The sequence below is a fragment of the Sinomonas gamaensis genome (assembly GCF_005876955.1).
GTDB classification, from domain to species: domain Bacteria; phylum Actinomycetota; class Actinomycetes; order Actinomycetales; family Micrococcaceae; genus Sinomonas; species Sinomonas gamaensis.
In genome coordinates, this window is sequence record NZ_SSCL01000016.1 from 57,390 (window position 1) to 76,540 (window position 19,151).

General features: G+C 67.2%; 23 protein-coding genes and 1 pseudogene. 13 read left to right on the forward strand and 11 right to left on the reverse strand.

Going from position 1 to position 19,151, the window contains the following annotated elements:
- Positions 1-117 precede the first annotated feature (117 nt).
- Positions 118-843, forward strand: coding sequence for a GntR family transcriptional regulator (locus E5679_RS17685; protein WP_138418324.1), 726 nt, complete (start codon positions 118-120; stop codon positions 841-843).
- Here E5679_RS17685 and E5679_RS17690 read toward each other — a convergent pair.
- On the reverse strand, positions 797-1,501 hold the full coding sequence (locus E5679_RS17690; RefSeq protein ID WP_138418326.1) for a haloacid dehalogenase type II: 705 nt from the start codon (positions 1,499-1,501) through the stop codon (positions 797-799). The two genes, E5679_RS17685 and E5679_RS17690, sit on opposite strands and share 47 nt — an antisense overlap.
- A gap of 98 nt (positions 1,502-1,599) precedes the next feature.
- Here E5679_RS17690 and E5679_RS17695 point away from each other — a divergent pair, with 98 nt between their 5' ends.
- Complete coding sequence (locus E5679_RS17695; RefSeq protein WP_138418328.1) at positions 1,600-2,499, forward strand: DMT family transporter; 900 nt, start codon at positions 1,600-1,602, stop codon at positions 2,497-2,499.
- Positions 2,500-2,529: 30 nt separating this feature from the next.
- On the opposite strand, the gene E5679_RS17700 is transcribed toward E5679_RS17695, so the two are convergent.
- The 4 genes from E5679_RS17700 to E5679_RS17715 all read right to left on the reverse strand — a co-directional run bounded on the left by E5679_RS17700 (position 2,530) and on the right by E5679_RS17715 (position 5,631).
- On the reverse strand, positions 2,530-2,826 hold the full coding sequence (locus tag E5679_RS17700) for a hypothetical protein (protein ID WP_138418330.1): 297 nt from the start codon (positions 2,824-2,826) through the stop codon (positions 2,530-2,532).
- Positions 2,819-3,256: a flagellar export chaperone FliS gene (fliS, locus tag E5679_RS17705; protein WP_338055923.1), complete on the reverse strand. Its 438-nt coding sequence runs from the start codon at positions 3,254-3,256 to the stop codon at positions 2,819-2,821. Before fliS ends, E5679_RS17700 begins: the two co-directional genes overlap by 8 nt.
- 16 nt (positions 3,257-3,272) lie before the next feature.
- Positions 3,273-4,688 (reverse strand): flagellar filament capping protein FliD, encoded by a 1,416-nt coding sequence (gene fliD / locus E5679_RS17710; RefSeq protein ID WP_138418332.1) that lies wholly within the window; start codon positions 4,686-4,688, stop codon positions 3,273-3,275.
- Between the two features lie 97 nt (positions 4,689-4,785).
- Positions 4,786-5,631 carry a flagellin N-terminal helical domain-containing protein gene (locus tag E5679_RS17715; RefSeq protein ID WP_171042432.1) on the reverse strand — a complete coding sequence of 282 codons (846 nt, stop codon included), beginning with the start codon at positions 5,629-5,631 and terminating at the stop codon, positions 4,786-4,788.
- Positions 5,632-5,770: 139 nt separating this feature from the next.
- On the opposite strand from E5679_RS17715, the gene E5679_RS17720 reads away from it, so the two are divergent.
- From E5679_RS17720 to E5679_RS17745, 6 genes are all read left to right on the forward strand, one after another.
- Complete coding sequence (locus E5679_RS17720) at positions 5,771-6,367, forward strand: GNAT family N-acetyltransferase (RefSeq protein ID WP_138418334.1); 597 nt, start codon at positions 5,771-5,773, stop codon at positions 6,365-6,367.
- Positions 6,368-6,569: 202 nt separating this feature from the next.
- Positions 6,570-7,223 (forward strand): hypothetical protein, encoded by a 654-nt coding sequence (locus E5679_RS20950; RefSeq protein ID WP_171042433.1) that lies wholly within the window; start codon positions 6,570-6,572, stop codon positions 7,221-7,223.
- A gap of 107 nt (positions 7,224-7,330) precedes the next feature.
- Positions 7,331-7,816, forward strand: a complete 486-nt coding sequence (locus E5679_RS17730) for a flagellar protein FlgN (RefSeq protein ID WP_138418338.1) — start codon at positions 7,331-7,333, stop codon at positions 7,814-7,816.
- 11 nt (positions 7,817-7,827) lie between these two features.
- Positions 7,828-9,252 (forward strand): flagellar hook-associated protein FlgK, encoded by a 1,425-nt coding sequence (gene flgK, locus E5679_RS17735; RefSeq protein WP_138418340.1) that lies wholly within the window; start codon positions 7,828-7,830, stop codon positions 9,250-9,252.
- Positions 9,252-10,136, forward strand: a complete 885-nt coding sequence (gene flgL, locus E5679_RS17740) for a flagellar hook-associated protein FlgL (RefSeq protein WP_138418342.1) — start codon at positions 9,252-9,254, stop codon at positions 10,134-10,136. The genes flgK and flgL overlap by 1 nt, the downstream gene beginning before the upstream one ends.
- Positions 10,137-10,147: 11 nt before the next feature.
- A complete protein-coding gene (locus E5679_RS17745) occupies positions 10,148-10,516 on the forward strand; it encodes a flagellar assembly protein FliW (protein WP_171042434.1) in 369 nt (122 codons plus the stop codon).
- Here the strand turns inward: E5679_RS17745 and E5679_RS17750 are convergent.
- Complete coding sequence (locus E5679_RS17750) at positions 10,480-11,154, reverse strand: hypothetical protein (RefSeq protein WP_171042435.1); 675 nt, start codon at positions 11,152-11,154, stop codon at positions 10,480-10,482. The two genes, E5679_RS17745 and E5679_RS17750, sit on opposite strands and share 37 nt — an antisense overlap.
- A gap of 253 nt (positions 11,155-11,407) precedes the next feature.
- Between E5679_RS17750 and E5679_RS17755 the strand changes: the two genes are divergently transcribed.
- Genes E5679_RS17755 through E5679_RS17765 form a run of 3 tightly spaced genes read left to right on the forward strand, consistent with a single transcriptional unit; the run spans position 11,408 to position 13,315 of the window.
- Positions 11,408-11,893, forward strand: coding sequence for a hypothetical protein (locus E5679_RS17755; RefSeq protein ID WP_138418348.1), 486 nt, complete (start codon positions 11,408-11,410; stop codon positions 11,891-11,893).
- Complete coding sequence (locus E5679_RS17760) at positions 11,890-12,873, forward strand: hypothetical protein (protein WP_138418351.1); 984 nt, start codon at positions 11,890-11,892, stop codon at positions 12,871-12,873. Before E5679_RS17755 ends, E5679_RS17760 begins: the two co-directional genes overlap by 4 nt.
- Positions 12,866-13,315 (forward strand): hypothetical protein, encoded by a 450-nt coding sequence (locus E5679_RS17765; protein WP_138418353.1) that lies wholly within the window; start codon positions 12,866-12,868, stop codon positions 13,313-13,315. The genes E5679_RS17760 and E5679_RS17765 overlap by 8 nt, the downstream gene beginning before the upstream one ends.
- A 142-nt stretch (positions 13,316-13,457) precedes the next feature.
- Here the strand turns inward: E5679_RS17765 and E5679_RS17770 are convergent.
- From E5679_RS17770 to E5679_RS17780, 3 genes and pseudogenes are all read right to left on the reverse strand, one after another.
- Positions 13,458-13,862 (reverse strand): annotated as a pseudogene (locus tag E5679_RS17770) (VOC family protein); the annotation flags it as partial.
- Between the two features lie 114 nt (positions 13,863-13,976).
- Positions 13,977-15,194 (reverse strand): helix-turn-helix domain-containing protein, encoded by a 1,218-nt coding sequence (locus E5679_RS17775; RefSeq protein WP_138418357.1) that lies wholly within the window; start codon positions 15,192-15,194, stop codon positions 13,977-13,979.
- 113 nt (positions 15,195-15,307) lie between these two features.
- Positions 15,308-15,496, reverse strand: coding sequence for a YegP family protein (locus tag E5679_RS17780; RefSeq protein WP_138418359.1), 189 nt, complete (start codon positions 15,494-15,496; stop codon positions 15,308-15,310).
- Positions 15,497-15,795: 299 nt separating this feature from the next.
- On the opposite strand from E5679_RS17780, the gene E5679_RS17785 reads away from it, so the two are divergent.
- Positions 15,796-16,038 carry a hypothetical protein gene (locus tag E5679_RS17785; protein WP_138418361.1) on the forward strand — a complete coding sequence of 81 codons (243 nt, stop codon included), beginning with the start codon at positions 15,796-15,798 and terminating at the stop codon, positions 16,036-16,038.
- 1 nt (position 16,039) lies between these two features.
- Here E5679_RS17785 and E5679_RS17790 read toward each other — a convergent pair whose 3' ends face one another.
- On the reverse strand, positions 16,040-16,312 hold the full coding sequence (locus tag E5679_RS17790) for a MoaD/ThiS family protein (RefSeq protein ID WP_249336212.1): 273 nt from the start codon (positions 16,310-16,312) through the stop codon (positions 16,040-16,042).
- A complete protein-coding gene (locus tag E5679_RS17795) occupies positions 16,309-17,394 on the reverse strand; it encodes a WD40/YVTN/BNR-like repeat-containing protein (RefSeq protein ID WP_138418363.1) in 1,086 nt (361 codons plus the stop codon). Before E5679_RS17795 ends, E5679_RS17790 begins: the two co-directional genes overlap by 4 nt.
- 346 nt (positions 17,395-17,740) lie before the next feature.
- Between E5679_RS17795 and E5679_RS17800 the strand changes: the two genes are divergently transcribed.
- The gene (locus tag E5679_RS17800) at positions 17,741-19,024 is read left to right on the forward strand and encodes an acyltransferase family protein (RefSeq protein ID WP_171042436.1); all 1,284 of its coding nucleotides are present in this window, start codon (positions 17,741-17,743) and stop codon (positions 19,022-19,024) included.
- Positions 19,025-19,151: the final 127 nt, after the last annotated feature.

Consider the following 19,151-nt stretch of genomic DNA (forward strand, 5'->3'; position numbering starts at 1 on the left):
AAATTTCGAAATTTCCCCTCCCTGCCGCAGGTCTGGCATGCCAATTGGGTCGAGTGACGTTGTCGGCCCGAACGGCTGGGCTACGATGAAGGGCAGATCCGTGAAGGGGAGGAAGCCATGTCGGCGGGGGCATTCAACGAAGACGGCCAATCCTCGGCGTCCCGTGCGAACAGCGTGTACGAATGGCTCCGGGAGCGCATCATCGACGGGACGCTCCCTGCGGGTTCGAGGGTGCGAGAGCGCGACATCGCGACCGAGCTCAACGTCTCTCGGGTCCCCGTGCGGGAGGCGCTCCCCCAGCTCGAGAGCGAGGGCTACATCGAGACGATCCCGCGCCGGGGCGCCGTCGTCGTCCCGATGACCGTCGCCGCCGTCCGCGAACTGTTCGATGTCCGCTCAAGTCTCGAGGTCCTCTCCGCCCGCCTCGCGGCCCACGCCTGCGCGGACGGCGCCTCGCCCGCCCCGCTCGAACGCCTCCTGGAACAGGCTCACCAGGCGACCGACGCGGGCGACGAGGATCGCATCGCCGAGCTCAATTCCCGCCTGCACGAGGAGATCGTGGCCCTCAGTGGCAACCGGCTCCTCCAGAAGCTCATGACGCCGGTCAGCGGCCACGTGCGGCGGCTGTTCCACATCGCCAAGGACCGGGACCAGCAGGAGCTCTACCGCGAGCACGTCGCGATCGTCCGAGCCATCAGCGGGGGCCAGGCAGAACTCGCTGCGGCCCTCTCGTTCGCTCACGTCGAGGAGAGCCGGGTCGAATCCCTCCCGATCGTCGAGCATCAGGCGGACACGCTCAGCCGTCCTGAACCACGGCCTCGGCGAACTCAGCCATCGAGGTGAAGGTCCAGTCCGGCCGGACGTCGGTGCCGGGATCGGGTGTGGCGCCCCAGCCTGGTCGGTCGTGGCGCCGGTTGATCCAGACGGTCTGAAGACCGGCCTGCTTCGCCGGAACGTGATCGTGGAAGAGGCTCTGGGCCACGTGAAGGACCCTCAGGCCCGCTCCGTCCGCGAATTCCCGCAGGGCGTCGAAGTTCCGTTGCGACGGCTTGTAGCTGCCCACGTCCTCGGCCGTGATGATCCGATCGAACTCGACGCCGAGGCGCGCATTGCTCCCCGCGAAGCTCGCCTTGTCGACGTTGGACAGGATGATGAGCTTGAACCGGGCCTTCAGCCGAGCCAAGGCCTTGCTCGAGTCCGGAAACGCGGGCCAGTCAGGAACGGAGGAGCCGAGGCGCTCTGCGTCGGATTGAGAAACCGGGATGCCGAGCTTGGCGCCCGTTGCCCTGAACGCGGAAGCGAGGACCTCCGGGTAGAGCGCGCCCGGGTTCTCCTTCTCGACGCGCGCTTCCTCGTCTCCGTAGGCGAGCAGCAGGTCCTCGTCCGTCAGCTGCGCACGCGCGGCCCGGGCCCACGGCCCAAGGACGGCGGCGATTCCGGCTTCCCAGTCGATGAGCGTTCCGTAGCAGTCGAAGCTGAGCGCGTCGAAGTCCTCGAACATGCGCCCAGCCTTCCACAGTCTCGGCTCGTTTCGACCAAGGCTCGTTTCGATGGCTGTGCCCGCGGGTAGCGACATCGTCAGGAAGAGGGAGCGGTTCGATGCTGACAATCGAAGCTGCGACGCTCAAGGGCGCACAGGTCTTCTCCTCCACGCACTGGATCGGCATCCCCGTCGCCTTCTTGGGTGCGGTCTTCCTGGCCCTCGGGACCATCTACCAAGACCGAGCGGTCGAGGCAGGAGGCAAGAGGGAGACCCGCATCAAGAACCTCCTGCGCCGGCCGGTCTGGCTCTTCGGCACCGCGATGCTCGGCGCGGCGGTGGTCCTCCAGCTGAGCGCCCTCCGGTTCTCCCCGCTCATGGTGATCCAGCCCATCGGCGCTTCTGCCCTTGTGGTCACGGCCCTGGCGAAAGCCAAGCACCTCCACCGCCTCCCAAGTCGGAGGAAGGCGCTCGCGATCGCCCTCTGCCTGGTCGGGATCGTCGCGTTCGTGGCCGTGGCCTCATTTTCCGCCCAGGACGTTCAAGCCGACGATGCGCATCTTCGTGACACCCTGATCCTGCTCGCCTGTGTGGTGGCCGCGGCCGTCGTCGTCTGGGTCTGGACGCGTCGCCATCCCCAGGCGGCCGCAGCAACGGCGAGCGCTGGGGTCCTCTACGGCTTTGTGGCGACGCTCGCCAAGTCCATCATCGGCCGAGTCGTTCAGGGAGATTTCGGATGGCTGTCGATGCTCGGGATGGCCGGGCTGGTGGGGGCCTTGGCCCTCGGCGCGAGTCTGGTCCAGAAGGCCCATGCGAGCGGAAGCGAGGAACTGGTCGTCGCAGGGCTGACGGTCATCGACCCGATGGTCGCGGTGACCCTCGGCATCGTCGTTCTGGGCGAGGCGCAGAACGCTCCTCCACTGGCGTTCGCGGGTTTCGTTGCCGCGGGCGCCGTGGCTATCGCCGGCGTCTGGCTCATGTCGACCCGTGAGGCGGAGAAGTCCGCGGCCCCCCGTTAGCCCCCGACCCGTCAGCCGCCGACGCCGGAATCAGCCCTCCACGTCCAGATACACCGCGGGCATCGCCCGGCGCGGTGCGGGGACGGAGCGGACAGCGGCGAGGTGACGGCCCGTCGTCGTACGCCTCTGCTCAAGCAGCCCGGCGAGGGTGTCCTGGCGTTCGCTGAGGGCGAGGGCGCGGCGCGCGAGTCGCTCCGGGAGCGGCCCGAGGCCGCTGGGGAGGGACCACGGCTCGACGACGGGCGCGTGCCCGTCGCGGAAGCTGCGTTCGACGGCGTCGAGGTCCGCCTCGAGGCGATCGAGGACGACTTCCCAGTCCTCAGCCAACGAAGCCGCCAGCTCCCGGGCTCGAGAGTGAGCCCGACGACGACTGTTCCTCCTGCAGTGACGCGGCCGCCGCGTGCCACGATTGGCGGAGCGGCTCGAGCAAGGCGATCGCCTCACGCGTGCGGGCCACGTCGCGGTGGATGTTGGCGTTGATGAGGGCGGTCCGGACGTAGTCGTAGATGCCGCGAAGGCCCTCGGCGCCGTTCCACGTGCCGGGCTTGAGCGTTGACGTGAGCTCGGCGACGATGTCCTGCGCGTGGAGCAGATTGTCGCTCGCTGCCTGCCACTGGGCGGCATCTTGGGCGGCGGACGCTCGGTGGAGGTCGAGGAGCAGCCGGTCGTAGAGCATGGTGAGGAACCGCGCGGGGCTGGCCGAGAGGATGGCGTCACGGGTGTACTGCTGGCGGGCGCGGGCGGCGTGGATGGTCACTGACGTCCTTTCGGGCTTACTTCGAGCTGGACGACGAGTACGCGGGCAGCCCGGCGATCTGGCTCGTGAGCCACGACTGCTGGGCCTTCAGCGTGCCGAGCGAGGTGTCCATGGCGTTGAAGAGCGCCATCAACGCGTCCTTGCGGTCGGCGAGGCGGGTGTCCCAGTCGCTGATCTGGTCTGAGAGCTGGGCCACCTCGGCCTGACGTCCTGTGATCAACGACGTGAGCGATCCCTTGGCTGGATCGGAGGCGTTCTTCGCCGCCGCCGAGACCCGCGAGGCGATCTCCTGGAGGGAGGCGATGGTGCCCTTCGAGTCGGCGGTCATCGCGGCGTCGAGCTTGGCCTGGTCGAAGACGAACGAGCCGTCCTGCTGGATGCTGATTCCCAGGTCCGACGGCGACTTGCCGTTCGACGTCGGCATATAGAGCGCGTTCGTGATTGCGTCCTGCACGGCGCGAACCGTCGAGTTCCCGGTGAACAGACCCCCCGTGGCCGAGGATCCGCCGGTCGAGTTGATCGAGGCACTGACCGACGTGTTCTGGGAGATGTTGGACAGCAGGTCATTGATCGATGTGACTAAGCTGTTCGCCTGCTTCTCCACTCCCGCGTTGTCCCCGGCGATCGTGAATGTCACGGTCTGCCCGACCGCGGCCTGGGTCGCCACGGCGGTGAGCCCCGGGATGATGTCGGAGAACGTGTTCGACGACGACGTCACCGCCTGCTCCGCGGCCGTCCCCGCGTAAAGCGTCGCCTGCGCGTCCTGGGCCTGGGTGACGACGGCGGCACCCGGCTGAGCCGTGAGGTCCGCGGCAGAGCCTGCGGTCACCTGGGCGGCGGTGCCCTGGTAGACGGTGAAGGCTCCGTCGGCTCCGGACTTCACGGCCGTGAACTGTAGCCGGTAGAGCGGGTTCCCGCTCGCGTCCTGGCCTGCGGCGACCTTCATCGCCGTCGCCGGCCCGCCGGACGCGTTGATGGCGGAGACGACATCGTCGAGCGACGTGCTCGCCGGGGTGACCTCGGTCTGCTTGCCCGTCGAGTCGACAAACGTAAGGACCGATGGTGCCCCCGAGCTGTCAGTGGGCCAGCTGCCCATCGCCGCCGTGACGTCCACTTGGGTCTGGGCGACCCGGTCGAAGCGGATGCTCACCGTTCCCGCCGAGGCGCCCGTCCCGGCGGTCGCGGTAACCGCCGTGCTGCTGGAGCTGACCGTGTAGAGGTTCAAAGCGCTGGGCATCGCCAGGTTCGTCGCGAGCGTCGCCAGCGAGGAGGCCTTGCTGTTCATGATCTGCAGGTTCGTGATCATGCTCTGATCGGTGAGCTTCGTCTGCTGCAGCTGCTGCTGGGGAAGACCTTCGACCTGAATGAGGGCGTTGACCATCGAGGTGATGTCCAGGCCGCTTCCGAGCCCGTTCATCGACAACGTCGACACGGTTCACACTCCTTTGTCTCGTGAGGACGCCGATGGCGGCCGGAGGGGTAGCGGTGCCCTCCAGCCGCCATCAACACTCGATCGGCTCTCGATGCGCTTAGCCGAGGAGCTTGAGGATGCCCTGGCCGGACTGGTTGGCCTGGGCAAGCATTGCCGTACCGGCCTGCGAGAGGATGTTGTCCTTGGTGTAGTTCACCATCTCCTGCGCCATGTCAGTGTCGGTGATGTGCGACTTCGCGGCGGTCAGGTTCTGAGCCGAGGTGTTCGCGATGTTCAGCGCGTGGGTCAGCCGGTTCTGCGAAGCGCCAAGGCTAGCGCGGCTGGTCGAGACCGCCGTGATCGCCGTGTCGATCGCGGTGATCGTGGTCTGCGCGTTGGCGCTCGTGTCCACCTTGAAACCGGTGCCCGCGGTGGTCCCGTCCGTCGACGCGAGGCTGCCAACGTCCGTCGACGTGTTCGCCGTCTTCACAGTAATCTGGCTGTCCGCGTCGCCATTCGCGCCGATCTGGAAGTTCAGCGAGCTGCCCTTGAGCAGATCGATGCCGTTGAACTTCGTTCCATCGGTGATGCGGAAGAGTTCCTTGGACAGCTCGTCCGCTTCAGACTGGATCGCGTTGCGTGAGTCTGCGTTGTTGGAATCGTTCGCACCCTGGACGGCGAGGTCGCGCATGCGCTGCAGGATCGAGTGGACTTCGCCGAGGGCGCCGTCAGCCGTCTGGATGAGGCTGATGCCGTCCTGGGCGTTGCGGGCCGCGATCTGGTTGCCGCTCACCTGGGCCTGGAGGCCCTGGGAGATGGAGAGGCCCGCAGCGTCGTCGGCGGCGGTGTTGATGCGGAGACCGCTCGAGAGCTTGGCCATCGAGTTCGACATATCCGTCGAGGTCTTGCTGAGGTTGAGGTAGGCCTGCTGGGCCATGAGGTTGGTGTTGACGGTCAGAGCCATGGTGTTTCTTTCCTCCGTGAGTGAGAAATAGGTACTGCTCCGGGCCCGTCCGTGGGCCCTCAACGGCTAGCTATCGGCTTGGGGACCGGGCGCGTTAGCGAGGGGAGGAAAAAATTGTGCCCGGGGCTACTCTGACTTCATGGAAGGGCTGACCTTCGTCCCCGCCAATGAGGCGTCCCCAGAGGACCTCGACCTGATCTTCGGCCGCCGCGGCGAGCCGGGAAATTGCCGGTGCCAGTGGTTCAAGCACTCCGCGGCCGAATATCGGGCGATGGCGCCCGAAACCCGAGCGGCCCTCCTGCGCGAGCAGACCGACTGCGGCCACCCCGAAGCGTCCGCGACCACAGGCATCGTTGCATATCTCGATGGCGAACCGGTGGGATGGTGCGCGGTCGAACCCCGCACCGCGTACCCCAGGCTTGCGAGCGCGAAGATTCCGTGGGCGGGGCGAACCGAGGATCCAACGGACGACGGCGTGTGGGCGGCGACGTGCTTTGTCGTCCGGTCGGGCTTTCGTCGGCGGGGTATCGGGCGCGCTCTGGCGCAGGCGGCCGTCCATTTCGCCCGGGACCGCGGAGCGCAGGCCCTCGAGGGCTACGCCCTCATCCTCGCTCCCGGCAAGGAGGCGATCTGGGGAGAACTCTATGTCGGCAGCCCCCGCATGTTCGCCGACGCCGGCTTCACGGAAGTAAGCCGGCCCTCCTCGCGACGAGCGGTCATGCGGATCGATTTCTGAGGCCAACTTCCCCATCTTTTCCGCCGCATTCCCCAACCTTCGCGCCGGATTCCCCAACTATCGCCCCGTCCTCGGCGCGTTTCCGGGCTATTCATGGGGCAAGCTCGATCGACCAGTGCAAATTCGGGGGAACTGGGCTCGAGTGCTGGGGAATCCGGCCCGGGTCTGCATTTTGCCAGATTGGGAGCGAATAAGGATTCCCATGATCGCGATCGCCGGTGAAGCCAGCTACCGGCACCGGCCTCCGCCGATAAGGCCCAAGGGGAACGACGGGGAGCAACTGCTCGCCGTCGGGGTGGGGGTCGGAGCGGGCGCCCCGGAAGCCGCCGGAGGAGGAGGGGCGACCGTCGGGACCCCGGGCGCTGGATTGTCGACGGCGGCCGCCGGCTGGGGAGCGATGACCGGCGTCGTTGTCGGGGCCTTCGCGGAAGCCGACGGAAACACAGCCTGGCTCGGCCCGGTGGAGGCACTCGAACTGCCCGCCGCCGTCGGCCGCGAGACCGCGGCATCGCCCAGCGTCGGCGAGGAGACCGAGGGACTGCTGCTCGGAAGGGCGGCCGCCCTACCACCGGAGGGCGTGGCTCCCGAAGCGGCCCAACGGAAGCCCTCCCCCGGCCACCCGGTCACGAACAACGTCAGGCCAAGAGAAACAGCCAGCACCACGAGGCCGAGGCCTCCCCAGACGAGCGGCCGCCCAAAAGGCGCGGGCCGAGTCGCGCGTCGTCGTCCAGTTCTGGTACGCCGGTCGCGCCGCCTGAGCCCCTCTGAGCTGACAGCGGCCTCACGGTTAGTTCGGACACCACGACGCATCGTGCGCATTCTTCCACCGACGACTCCACGTGGGCGAATCGGGTAGGGGCCGAAAAGCTTATCGATCAGCCGGTCCTTCCGATAGGAAGAGGCAACGAGGCGCATGCGCCGCACCCGCACTGTAAGCCTCACGGATGAGGAAGTTGGCCACGAATGGCGATCCATGACCTGTCCGCCCAGCTCTGGCACGAGCGCGAGCTGCTGGACCTCCTGACATTCAAGCTCGAAGAAGAGCAGCTCATCCTCACAGCCGGCAAGACGCGCTGGCTCTCCCACGCGACGCGCGAGGTCGAGCAGGTCCTGGAGCGGCTCGCCTCCGCAGGTCTCGCGCGCGCGGTGACCGCGGCCGCCGTCGCCCTCGAATGGGGTCTCCCTGAGGAGGCGACGCTCCGCGAGCTAGCGGCCGGAGCACCGGACGGGCCTTGGGGCGAGATCCTCGTGGCGCACCTCAAGGCGATGACGGAACAGACGGCGATCATCCGGCAGCTGCGCGATGCCAATACGCAATTCCTCCGGGCCGCCTCGCGGTCGACGCAGGAGACGCTCGCGGATGTGACGTCGTCGACCGCCAAGACCTACGACGCACGCGGCCGAGCGTCGGGATCCACCGAATCCCGCCTGTTCGCCCGAGATCTGTAAGGGGACGGCACGTGAGCACTTTCGGCGCCCTCAACGCGGCCTACCGCGGCCTTTCCGCCGCACAGCAGGCCATGAACGTGGCGGGACAGAACATCGACAACGCCGGGACCGACGGCTACACGCGGCAGCGGGTCGAGCAATCGTCGCTGGGCCCGGTCGCCCGCACCGTGAGCGCAGCGGGTGCGCCCCAGGTGGGCGAGGGAGTCTCGGTCGACGCGATCTCCCGTCTCGGCAATGCCCTCCTCGACTCGTCCGTCCGCACGACCGGCTCGCTCTCGGGCTACGCCGCGCAGAGGTCGAGCGCCTACCAGAGCATCGAGACGATCCTGCAGGAACCGGGGCCCAGCGGAGTCTCGGCCCAGCTCCACTCCTTCTGGGCGTCGTGGCAGGACATGGCGAACCAGCCGGGCGACCCCGCCGCTGCCTCCGCCCTCATTCAGAACGCCAAACAGCTCGCGGCGAAACTGTCCAGCGGTTATTCCTCGCTCGCTTCCGAATGGTCGGGAACCCGTGCCCAGACCCAGACGATGGTCGCCTCGCTCAATGATGCGGCGAAGCAGGTGGCGTCGCTCAATGCGAGCATCCGCTCGGCGACAGCGGCAGGCGCGGGAGCCAACGAACTCATCGACGCCCGCGCAAAGCTAACCGAGACGATCGCCTCGCTCGCCGGCGGCACCGTGCGCGATCAGCCTGACGGGACGGTCACCGTCTACATCGGCGGCAATGCCCTCGTCACGGGCGGCTCGGCACGCTCGGTCGAACTCGCCGGTGCGGGCACCATGGCGGACACCGCCTCGGGAGCTCCCAAGCTGGTGTGGGCGGACCGTCCCACCGTCGACGCAGGGCTCGACGGCGGCACGATCGCAGGGAATCTCTCCGTCCTCGCTCCCGCGGCCACAGATGGCTCGGGCGGTGCGTTTGCCGAGGCGGCAGCCCGCTACTCTGACCTCGCATCGTCGATCGCCCAACAGGTCAACGCCCTCCACGCGGGCGGTCAGACGACCGCTGGGACACGCGGCCTCGGCTTCTTCCGACTGGACCCGTCCCTTCCCCCCGCGCTTGGGCTCAGCGTCGTCCCACAGGATGCCAGCGGAATCTCTGCCGGGAGCGCAGGCTCGGGAGCCTTCGACGGCTCGACGGCGGACGCGATTGCGCAGCTCGGCACCGGCATCAGCTCGCCCGACAGCCAGTGGACTGCCTTCGTGACGACCCTCGGCAGCGCTTCCCAAGCAGCCCGGCAGCAGGAGACGACGACGACGACGGCCGCGGCCCAGGCGAAGACCGCCCAGTCGTCGGGGGCGTCCGTGAGCCTCGATGAGGAGAGCATGCATCTGCTCGAGGCCCAGCACGCGTACCAGGCCGCGGCGAGGGTGATGAGCGCCGTCGACCAGGCTCTCGATACGCTCATCAACCACACCGGAACAGTAGGACTGTGATGATCCGCGTCACCGAACAGACCATGGCCGCGGCTGCACAACGCGGCCTCAGCCTGAGCCAGACCCGCCTCGCGAACGCGCAGCAGGCGGCAAGCTGGGGGCAGCGCATCGGGCGGCCCTCGGACGACCCGGTCGGGACGGCCGGCGCGCTTCAGGTGCACGCCCAGATCGCCGCAACGAACCAGTACAAGCGGAACATCGACGACGGCACGGCCTGGCTCACGACGCTCGATGGAGCTCTCGGCAGTGCCACCGGCTTCCTGAGGCAGGTCAGGGATCTGACCATCCAGGCGGGCAACGGCTCGCTGGGCCAGGACAGCAGGAACGCGATCGCCCAGCAGATCGACTCGCTCCGGCAGGACCTCCTCTCGGCCGCCAACACGCGCTACCTCGGGCGCAGCGTGTTCGCGGGGACCTCCGATGCAGAGGGAGCCTTCACCGACGGCAATCCCCCCGCGTTCAACGGCGTCCCCGGCGATACCGTGCAGCGGCGGATCGGTGCCGACCAGACCGTGCGGGTCGACGGCGACGGAGCGGCGATCTTCGGCACGGGGGCAGGCTCGATCTTCGCGGTTCTGGACGCCATCTCTTCAGACCTGCGCAACGGTGTCGACCCCACATCCCGGCTGCAGGCCCTCGATACTGGGATGAACGTCCTTGTTGCGGGGCGGGCGGACATCGGAACGCGGCTCTCGCAGCTCCAGCGGGCAGGATCGGAGAACATGACAGACCAGAACAAGCTCGAGACTCAGCGCTCGGGCATCGAGGACACGGATCTCGGAAAGGCGATCCTCGACCTGCAGCTTCAGCAGACGAATTACCAGGCCGCGCTCGCGGTGACCGCGAAGACCCTCATGCCGAGCCTCATGGACTTCCTCAAGTGAGCACGGCCACGATGAGCGCATTGACCTTCGCCGAGCCGCTCCCCGGCCTCTCGCCTCACACCGACTTCCAACTCGACGCCGTCGACGGCGCAGCCGGCCTCTTCAGCCTCCGACCCACCGAAGCACCTGAGATCCGTCTCTTCGTGCTGGACGCGAGCGTGTACGCGCCCGGCTACGCGCCCGACATTGCTGCCCCGTGCCGGCGGATCGGCCTCACCTCGCCACAGGAGGCCAAGGTGCTGCTGGTGGCGACCGCGGACGGCACCAGCACGACCGTCAATCTCATGGCCCCAGTCCTCGTCAACGAATCAACCGGCGCGAGCCTCCAGGCGATCCTTGACGGTCAGGGTTGGCCCTTGCGGGCACCACTGGGTGCCTGATCCTTCTTGCCGTTGTTCTGTTTGGCGTCATTCTGCTGCAGCGGCTTCACGCCGAGCCCAGGCGGATCCGCGAGCCGCAGCCACCGGTTGACCTCCTGGCTCAGCTGGCGAGCAGCGGCTTCGGCAGCCGCCCCAGCATTCGCACCGTGGGAGACCGCGTCCCGCACGCTCTGACCGCTGGCGGCCAGCCCGGGTGCTGTTCCTGTCTGCCCCGGTGCCATGTCATTCTGCCCCGGCGTTCCGTCATCGCGTCCCCGCGCCGACCCATTCTGGCCGGGTGCCGTCCGCGATTGTCCCGGCGCGGAATGGTCTGCCCCCGCCGCGCCGGGTTGAGCAGCACCGGCGGGTTGAGCGGCGCTGGCGGGTTGAGGGGCGGAGGATCCGCCGTCGTCCGACTCGGGGTCGGCGACGGGCGCCGCCAGCACCGGGGACGGCACAGAGCCTGCCGCTTGAATGGTCGACGGCGCGAGCGGACTCTCGCTGCTGGCCTCGCGGTGCACGGGGGTCCCGGCAGCAATCGCTTGGGCCGCCGCACTCGCGGAGGCACTCGCGCGCGCTGCCTGGACGCTGGCACCGAAGGCGTGGAGCGGGCCGTTCACGCCCGCCTGAAGGAGGCTCACCCCGCAGAAGGTCAGCACTGCGGTCCCCCCAATGACAGCCGGAAACTGCCACAACCGTTTAATCACTATTCAGCCTTGAGTGCGCGCATCACCGATCGGCCGACCGGCCGTCACGCGACCGACTCTACTGTTCGGATTCTGGCGTGTCTACGACATTCGTGTCACATTGCCGCGCGCCTTGTGACGCGTCCTCGTGCGGCCACAGCGGTGGACATGTCCAACTCCTGCTATCCTGACGGGAAGGTCCACCGTCGAGAACGAGGATGGCGTCATGGACATGGAAGCCCTGCGGACCGAAGCCTCCGCAGCATTTCGCGCCCTTGACGTTCCCCAGGATCTGACCATCGACGGCCTCCGCGAGCTCCTCGAGGAGGACCGCGGGAAGAAGATCGTGGTCCGTTCCGTGAAGGGTCTCGGCCCCAACCAGGTCTCGGGCCTCTGGTTCTCCCTCCCGGACACCGATCTCGTCCTGCACGCCGACACGGTCTCTCCCCTGCACCGGGAACAGATCATCCTCCACGAATTCGCGCACATTGTCCTCGGTCACGAGCGGCTCATGGAGGACGGGCGCCATCTCGCCTCGCTCCTCCCGGACCTCAAGCCGAGCATGGTGTCCCGCTGCCTCGCGCGCTGCCAACGGCAGTCCCCGCCTGAGATCGTCGCGGAGTCGCTCGCGGACCTCTTTGCCGACGCCCTCGCCCAAGCCCGGCGGGCGGAACGCGGCGAGCCGCTCAACTTCCGCGGGGTCTTCGGATGACCCTCGCTCTCGCCTCGGTCGTCGCGCTGTGGCTCCTCGTGCTCTCTCGCCTCGTGGCCTGCATCCGCCAGCGCGGGGACCTCGTCTTCTTCGTCGCACTCCCGGCGGCGCTGGCAGCGACGGTCAACTATCCCCCGGTCTTCCGGGGGCTCGATTCCGTGATGGCTTTCCCCGGCCTCACAAGCCTCTTGAGTGGCGGCCTCATCATGCTCGCGTACGGGCTGCTCCGCATTGCCATCGTGAAGGCGGTGGTCGCCGCGGAGGAACAGGAACCCGTCCTCCGGCGGGGTCTGCTGCAGACGACGGCGGCCATCACCGTCTACTGCGTGTCCTTCGGCTGCGCGGTCACCGCCGGGGCGATTTCTGCCGTAGCACCGACGGGCCACGCCGTCGACTCAGGTTCCCAGAGCGACATCGGGGTGTTCGTGTTCACGGCCACCCAATGCGTGTATCTGGTGGCGGTCTCGGTCGAGGTCGCGCTCGTCTGCCTCCAGTACCGGCCCCACATGAGCTCGGGGCTGTTCCGGTGGGGCTTCGGGGCCGTGGCGCTCGGTTGCGTGCTGTCGGTGATTGCCCTGGTCGCAAAGTTCGCGCGGCAGATCATCGTGCTGACGTTCCTCGGCCTCGACTACGAGCCGCTCCTGCAGGCAACGTTCCAGAACCTCTACGCCATTGCCTCTTTCCTGCTCTCGTTCGGGCTCCTGCTTCCGGCCCTGTCCGGGCGTGCGGCCGCGTGGCAGGTTGCGGAGCGCTATCTCCTGCTGCGCCTGCACCGGGTCTGGCGGCGCACCGCCGACGCCAGCGTGGTCATGGACTCCGTGTCCGTCCCGCTCAAGGGCGTCCTCAGCCGGAATCCCCGGGCGCGCCTGCATCGCGCCCTTGTCGAGATCCTCGACAGCAACCTCGCTGCCGGCGGAACGCTGTTGAGCACGTCTGAATCGAAACTTGTCCAAAAGACGGAGGGAGCGCTCTATGCCTGACCACGAACCCCTGAAGCCCGAGGAGGTCCTGGCCGAGCGTCTCAACACGCTTCTGGACGTCGTGGCCGCCGAAGGGGGGCATCGATACACGTTCCCCGACATCAAGCAGGCCGTCGAGGCACGCGGTCTCCACATCTCACGCCAGCGCTGGCATTACATGCGGGCGGGCACCGGTCCCATGACACCGGACACGGAGCTCCTCGAGGCCCTCGCCGACTTCTTCGGAGTACCAGCAGCCTTCCTGACCGACGCCGATGCCGAGACGCCCGAGCGAGTCACCGCGCAGCTCCACCTGCTCCGCGCCATGCGCGAGGCCGAGGTCAGGAGCTTCGCCGCCCGCACGCTCACGAGCGACCTCTCGCCCGAGACGCTTCTCGAGATCCGGGACATCATCGACGAGACGCTCACAAGGCAGAAGCGGGAGGACCGCCCAGCCTCGTGAGCGCCTCGGCTCACGGTTGATCAGAGGGCGCTGCTCAGCTTTGAGCGGCGCCCTCTGTCTGTGCGTTCTCCGCAGATTGGCCGTCCTCCGCAGATTGGCCCTCGCCCGACTCGCCTTCACCCGACTGGCCCTCGCTGGGCTGGCCAGCGATGTTGATGAGCCAGGCGATGCCGAACTTGTCGACGAGCATGCCGAACGTGTCGCCCCACATCGCCTTCTCGAGCGGCATGGTGATCGTGGCACCATCGGACAGCTTGTCCCAGTAGCCCCGGAGCTCTTCCTCGTCATCCCCGCTCAGTGAGATCGAGAAATTGGTTCCCGGCTGGTACTCCATGCGGGAGGGCGTGTCCGAGGCCATGAGCGTGAGGCCGTTGGGGCCGTTCAGCTGCGAGTGCATCACGAGAGGGCCCTCGGACGGGTCCTGCGCAGCATGGAAATCGTCGAACGTGGAGACCGTGAGTTCACCGCCGAGGACGGACTGATAGAAATTCATCGCGTCACGGGCGTTGTCCTTGAAGCTCAGGTAGGGGTTCAGGATCGTAGGCATGGGGCAACTCCTTGTGATCATCAACTCGGGAGCCGGACGCTTCCGACAACTCGGAGCCTACGGCGGAGGGCTGACAGTTTCCAGAGCCCAAGGGGCCTTCCCTTGACGTAAGCCTCAGCGGCGCAGGAGCCGCTCGAGGTGGGCAACGACGGACGCCCGCTTGGGTGAGCGCGGCGGCAGGAGACGCAGTGCGGTCTGCCAGGCCTCGACGTCGTCCGCCGCCTCGGGAAGCTGGAGATAGCTCATGAGCACATCGACGCCCGCGCTCCCCACGACCGCCTCGCGGAGGGTCGCGGAGAGCTCGTCCCGCAGCTCGGCGATGGCAGGGGCGTCAGAGCGCGGCAGGATCTGCCCGCCGTACGAGTTGAGCGCGAGCCGATGGGAGCCACGCTCGAGCTGTGCCCTCGCATGCAGGGAATCGACCTCGAGTCCCTCGATGCGGTAGGGGCGCGAGAGGAGTCGCACGCCGGCACCGAAGCCGTCGAGGGCCTTCCGGAGCCGGACGAGCTCGGCCCGCAGCGTGACCGCAGGAACGGGCTGTTCGTAGAGCCGGTCCGCGAGTTCTTCGGCAGTGAGCCCTCGCGGATTGCCGGCGAGGAGCACCAGGATCTCCGAATGGCGGACGGAGAGGCTGAGGGTCCGGTCTCCGCAGCGGAGCACGCCGTGATCGCGGCCCGTCACCGAGAGGACCGCTGGCCCCGCGGACGACGGCGTCCGCCCGCCTGCGCGCGAGGCCGCGGCCAGCGTGCGCAGGCGTTCCTCCGCTGCCGCGACCGCCGCGCGGACGAGCGGCAGGGCGTACCCCGAGATGGCCAGGTCGCCGCCCGTGATGTCGACGACGCCGATCGGCACGCCCGAAAGCGGGTCGCGGATGGGCACGGCGGTGCAGGAGAAGTCCTCCACCAGCGGGCTGAAGTGCTCCGGACCCGCAATTTGGACCGCACTGCCCGTGGCGAGAGCCGTTCCGGGCGCACTGGTGCCGATGCTGTCCTCGGACCAGTCCGCTCCCTCGAGAAACGCCATGCGTTCGGCCCGTCGGCGTACGGCGGGATCGCCCTCGACCCAGAGGAGCGTCCCGCGTTCGTCCCCGACGGCGACCACAGTGCCAGCGTCAGAGGCGGGCTGCACGAGGAGGTCGGAGATGAGAGGCATGACGGGAGCCAGCGCGTGCCCCTCGCGATAGCTGCGCAGCTCGTCCTCTCCCAGCACGCTGGCCACCGCGGCATCTTCGCGACGTGGATGCGTACGGAAGGAACGGCGCCACGAGTCTTCCACGACATCGCGCGCGGCTCCCTGCCCCGCGTGCACAAGCTGCTCCGATCGCACGTCCACCCACTCCCTTATGTGTGCCGTGCATCACAGTGTACGCGGGGCGCCTGCCGAGACCCCGGGACAAGGTTGCACTGAGGTTGCAGCCCTTGTTCCAACCCGCCCGGCGGCAGGCGTCAGATCGGTTGCGTGAGGTCCACCACCAGTCCCATCGCCGCACTCTCCCGGACGGAAGCGATGACGTGCTTCACCGCATCCAGGGACTGGAGCCCCTGGGCGATCGCCACCACAACCCCCTCCGCCGACCGCAACTGGACCCGATATAGCCTCGCCTCGTCCTTCAACACTTCAAACCTTGCTGACACGGCACGCCCCTTCGCCTGAAAACCTCTGCAAACCCACGTCGACCCTGCTTCGTTGCTGGGTCAGGTCATAGACGCTATCGCGTGGAGCCCCACCGCGATACCCCTACTCGTGAGTTACTAGGCGGAGGCACACCAAATTTGCGCATTATGACTGCGAATTAACTACCCAGCCATGACGTGCGGAAACGCTTGCGCCTTCAAGTCCTTACGGCCCGCTCACCGGGCGGAAACGATTGCGAAATGTCCTCGGAGAACACTGGGCTCTGTCGGAACACCTCTGACGCTTGAAGGAGCACCAGATGACCAGCGAGACCCACCGCCGCATCCGGAAGCTCAGCGAACTCCGCCGCGGAGACCTCATCGAGGCACGCAGCGGCGTCACTGTCCTCCGGGGGACCGTCTACGACACCGCGCCAGGCATCGGCCTAGTCTGGATTCGGGACGAGGACACCCATTACCGCCGCGCCCTCCAGGAAGAGGACTTCTCCCTGTGGCACGTGCAGGCAGATTTCACCTTCAAGGGACGGGACCTCGTCGCATGAGTCAGCCGCCAGCAACCGACTGGATGACGAGAATCTCCTGCCCCTCGCCCACCGCGGTGTCGAGCCCCTCGCGGCGCCGCACATCATCCCCATCCACGTAGACGTTGACGTACCGGCGGAGCTGTCCCCGCTCGTCGCGCAGCCTGCGCGCGAGGATCGGGTACGACTCCCCCACGTTGTCCAACGCGGCCCGCACGGAGCTGACGCCGGTCAGGGCGAACTCCGTGCGGCCGCCGGCCACCTCGGCCAGCACCGTGGGGAGGACCAGCGTCACCACAGCTCGGCCGCCCTCACGCACAGGACATCCGGCAGTCGCGAGGCCACCTCGACGAACGACTCGCCTTCATCCCCGCTCGCGTAGACGGAACCGCCGCGGGTGCCGAAGTACACGCCCACCGGATCACCGCCGTCGACCGCCGCTGCATCGCGCAGCACGACGTTGAAATCCCTCTCCGGCAGACCGCCGTCGAACTTCTTCCACGTCTCCCCGGCGTCGTCGGTCCGGTGCACCGCAAGGTGCCCGTCCGGGGCGATGCGCTCGTAATCCGAGACGAGCGGTATGACCCACGCGGTGCCGGCGCGCCTTGGGTGGGTCAGCATCACGAAGCCGAAATCAGCCGGCAGACCCTCAGCGATCGACACCCATCGTTCGCCTTGATCGTCGCTGCGGAAGACGCCTCGGTGGTTCTGGGCATAAAGCCGCCCGTCGACGTCGGCCGCAATCTTATGGACGCACTGCCCCATCTCCGGCTCGGGATCCGGCAGGAAGTACGCCGAGATCCCCTTGCTCGCCCGCTCCCAGCTCTCTCCGCCGTCCCGGCTGCGGTAGACGCCGCCTGTGCTCATCGCGATGTGGACCAGCTCGGCATCCTTGCGGTCAGGCACGATCGAGTGCGCCGCCGCACCGCCGTAGCCAGCTCCCCAGTCGCCCTTGTCCGGATGCTCCCACAGTGCCCGGTTGAGTTCGAAGCTCTCGCCGCCGTCGGTCGACTTCCACACCGAGATCGGCTGCACGCCTGCCCACACCACCCCTGGGCGATCCTCGGTGTCCGGGAGGATCTGCCAAATGCGTTCGACGGCGGCGTCGTCGCCTTCCGCGAACGCGATCGAGGCGCGCTCCGGTTCGGTCCAGGTCTGCCCCAAGTCATCGGAGTGCACTACGGTGGGGCCGAAATGCTCAGAGCGGACGCCGACGAGCAGACGAGTTCGCCCCTCTCTGGTGTCGATGCCGATCGAGGGGATCTCCTGCATCAGGAATTGCGGATCCGACAGCTCCCATTCGCGGCGGTCTCGGCTCGTTGCAAGCCACAGGCCCTTCTTGGTGCCGATGGCAAGAAGGTATCGCGGGTTGTCCATGGCCCCTATCCGAGCACGACTGGTCCTGCGCCACAAGGCTCCCGGCCCTTCTCGTGCACTGCCGGGAGTGCGCTACCAACTTGTTGACTGAGTTAGTAGCCAAATACAAATCTCTTGTCTAGGCTTGGGGGCAGACCCTGCAAAGGGAACAAAGACTGCCCCGGAGCGCGCACCCCCCAATCGTCGCTCCGGGGCTCCTTTTGTTTCGGGTACACCAACTGCCCTTGCAAGGATTCGCCAAGCTTCCTCCAAGGATCGACGATCAGGCCGTCGCGCGGCACCCAACCTCTGGGAGCATTCAGTGGGGACCGCTGGGGTCCGTCCTTTATCGACCAGGAGCGTGTGCGTGCTCGAGGAGACGCTCGACGGCGCCGGCAGGTCCGGCGCGGGGGTTGAAGGTCCCACTGTGCTCAACCGCACCGCGCCCCCTCTTGGCGATCGAAGGATTGCCGGGCTCGAGGGGCTCAGAGGCATTGCCGCCTTGTCGGTCCTGTTCTTCCATCTGGGTCTTGCGGCCTCATTCAAGGTTGTCTCAGGGCCTATCGGCATTTTCATACTCCCGCTCCTGAATCAGGGACTCACACTCTTCTTTGTGCTTTCCGGCTTCCTTCTCTTCAGGCCCTTCGCCGCCGCCATCATGGAGGGCCGCCCTCTGCCGCGCCTCTGGCGCTACGCACAGAACCGACTGCTGCGCATTTATCCGGCCTACATCGTCGTCTTCACGGTGACCGCCTTGGTCATCGGGCAAGCGTTCGTCAAAGGCGCCATCTATGGGCTTGGCGCCGACAACGTCGGCCGGCTTAGTGACGGGCAGCAAATCCTCGCCAATCTCCTCTTGGTGCAGACCTTCTCACCGGAATACATCACAAGCGGACTCCCCGTCTCGTGGTCTCTCACGACCGAGCTGACGTTCTACGCGCTGCTGCCGCTGATGGCCGGATTTGCCCTGTGGATGATTCGACGCGGAGCCAACAGGGTAGTCGCCCTGGCTTGTCTTCCCCTGACGATGGCGGCCCTGGGGACAGGAGCCTCCTTCTGGTCGTCCACGGCGACGATCGGTATGACGTCGCTCGAGACGGGGGAATTCCAGTTCGGCCACACCTGGTCTGCTGTGCTGCTTCGGAGTCTGCTCGGTCAAGCCGACCTCTTCGGCTATGGGATGGCGGCCGCGCTGATCGTGGTCGTCCTGAAGACCAAGGGCACGGATCGCATCTCGAGCGCAGGCAGACTCCTGCTCATCGAGGCAGCCGCCGTTGTCGAATTCTTGGGCATAACGCTCGAGCGTGCGGTACTGACGAATCTGTCAGGCATCGCTGCTGCCCTGGTCCTGCTTGCTGTCGTGTCTCCGTCAGCCGACGACTCCCGCACCAACCGTCTGGCTTCGGCGCTCGAATGGCGACCGCTCCGCTTCACCGGATTGATCAGCTACAGCATCTACCTCTGGCATATGCCCGTACTTCTATGGCTCATCACCCATCACGCGACTTTCGGAGACGACGCAGGGTCGATGATCCTCAACGGTGCACTCGTGCTCACGATGACGCTTCCGCTGGCAGCCCTCACCTACTGCCTCGTCGAGCGGCCCGCTCTGCGCCTGAAGAAGCCAAGACGTATGAAGCCGGGGCAGTAGGCCTGCGTCTCTGCTGTGGGTGTGGGGGTTTGGTGGGTGTGTTAAATGGGGGTGGGCCCCACTGCGTTGTGGGGCCCACCCGTGTGGTGTGTTCCGGCGGTGTCCTACTCTCCCACACCCTGGCGGG

Excerpts from the sequence above, each read along its gene's own strand:
- E5679_RS17765 (WP_138418353.1), top strand. The coding sequence starts at position 12,866 with ATGCCTGACCACGAACCCCTGAAGCCCGAGGAGGTCCTGGCCGAGCGT.
- E5679_RS17715 (WP_171042432.1), bottom strand. The coding sequence starts at position 5,631 with ATGGCTCTGACCGTCAACACCAACCTCATGGCCCAGCAGGCCTACCTC.
- flgL (WP_138418342.1), top strand. The coding sequence starts at position 9,252 with ATGATCCGCGTCACCGAACAGACCATGGCCGCGGCTGCACAACGCGGC.
- E5679_RS17745 (WP_171042434.1), top strand. The coding sequence starts at position 10,148 with ATGAGCGCATTGACCTTCGCCGAGCCGCTCCCCGGCCTCTCGCCTCAC.
- E5679_RS17760 (WP_138418351.1), top strand. The coding sequence starts at position 11,890 with ATGACCCTCGCTCTCGCCTCGGTCGTCGCGCTGTGGCTCCTCGTGCTC.
- E5679_RS17720 (WP_138418334.1), top strand. The coding sequence starts at position 5,771 with ATGGAAGGGCTGACCTTCGTCCCCGCCAATGAGGCGTCCCCAGAGGAC.
- E5679_RS17685 (WP_138418324.1), top strand. The coding sequence starts at position 118 with ATGTCGGCGGGGGCATTCAACGAAGACGGCCAATCCTCGGCGTCCCGT.
- E5679_RS20950 (WP_171042433.1), top strand. The coding sequence starts at position 6,570 with ATGATCGCGATCGCCGGTGAAGCCAGCTACCGGCACCGGCCTCCGCCG.
- E5679_RS17795 (WP_138418363.1), bottom strand. The coding sequence starts at position 17,394 with ATGGACAACCCGCGATACCTTCTTGCCATCGGCACCAAGAAGGGCCTG.
- E5679_RS17695 (WP_138418328.1), top strand. The coding sequence starts at position 1,600 with ATGCTGACAATCGAAGCTGCGACGCTCAAGGGCGCACAGGTCTTCTCC.
- E5679_RS17755 (WP_138418348.1), top strand. The coding sequence starts at position 11,408 with ATGGACATGGAAGCCCTGCGGACCGAAGCCTCCGCAGCATTTCGCGCC.
- E5679_RS17785 (WP_138418361.1), top strand. The coding sequence starts at position 15,796 with ATGACCAGCGAGACCCACCGCCGCATCCGGAAGCTCAGCGAACTCCGC.
- E5679_RS17730 (WP_138418338.1), top strand. The coding sequence starts at position 7,331 with ATGGCGATCCATGACCTGTCCGCCCAGCTCTGGCACGAGCGCGAGCTG.
- E5679_RS17690 (WP_138418326.1), bottom strand. The coding sequence starts at position 1,501 with ATGTTCGAGGACTTCGACGCGCTCAGCTTCGACTGCTACGGAACGCTC.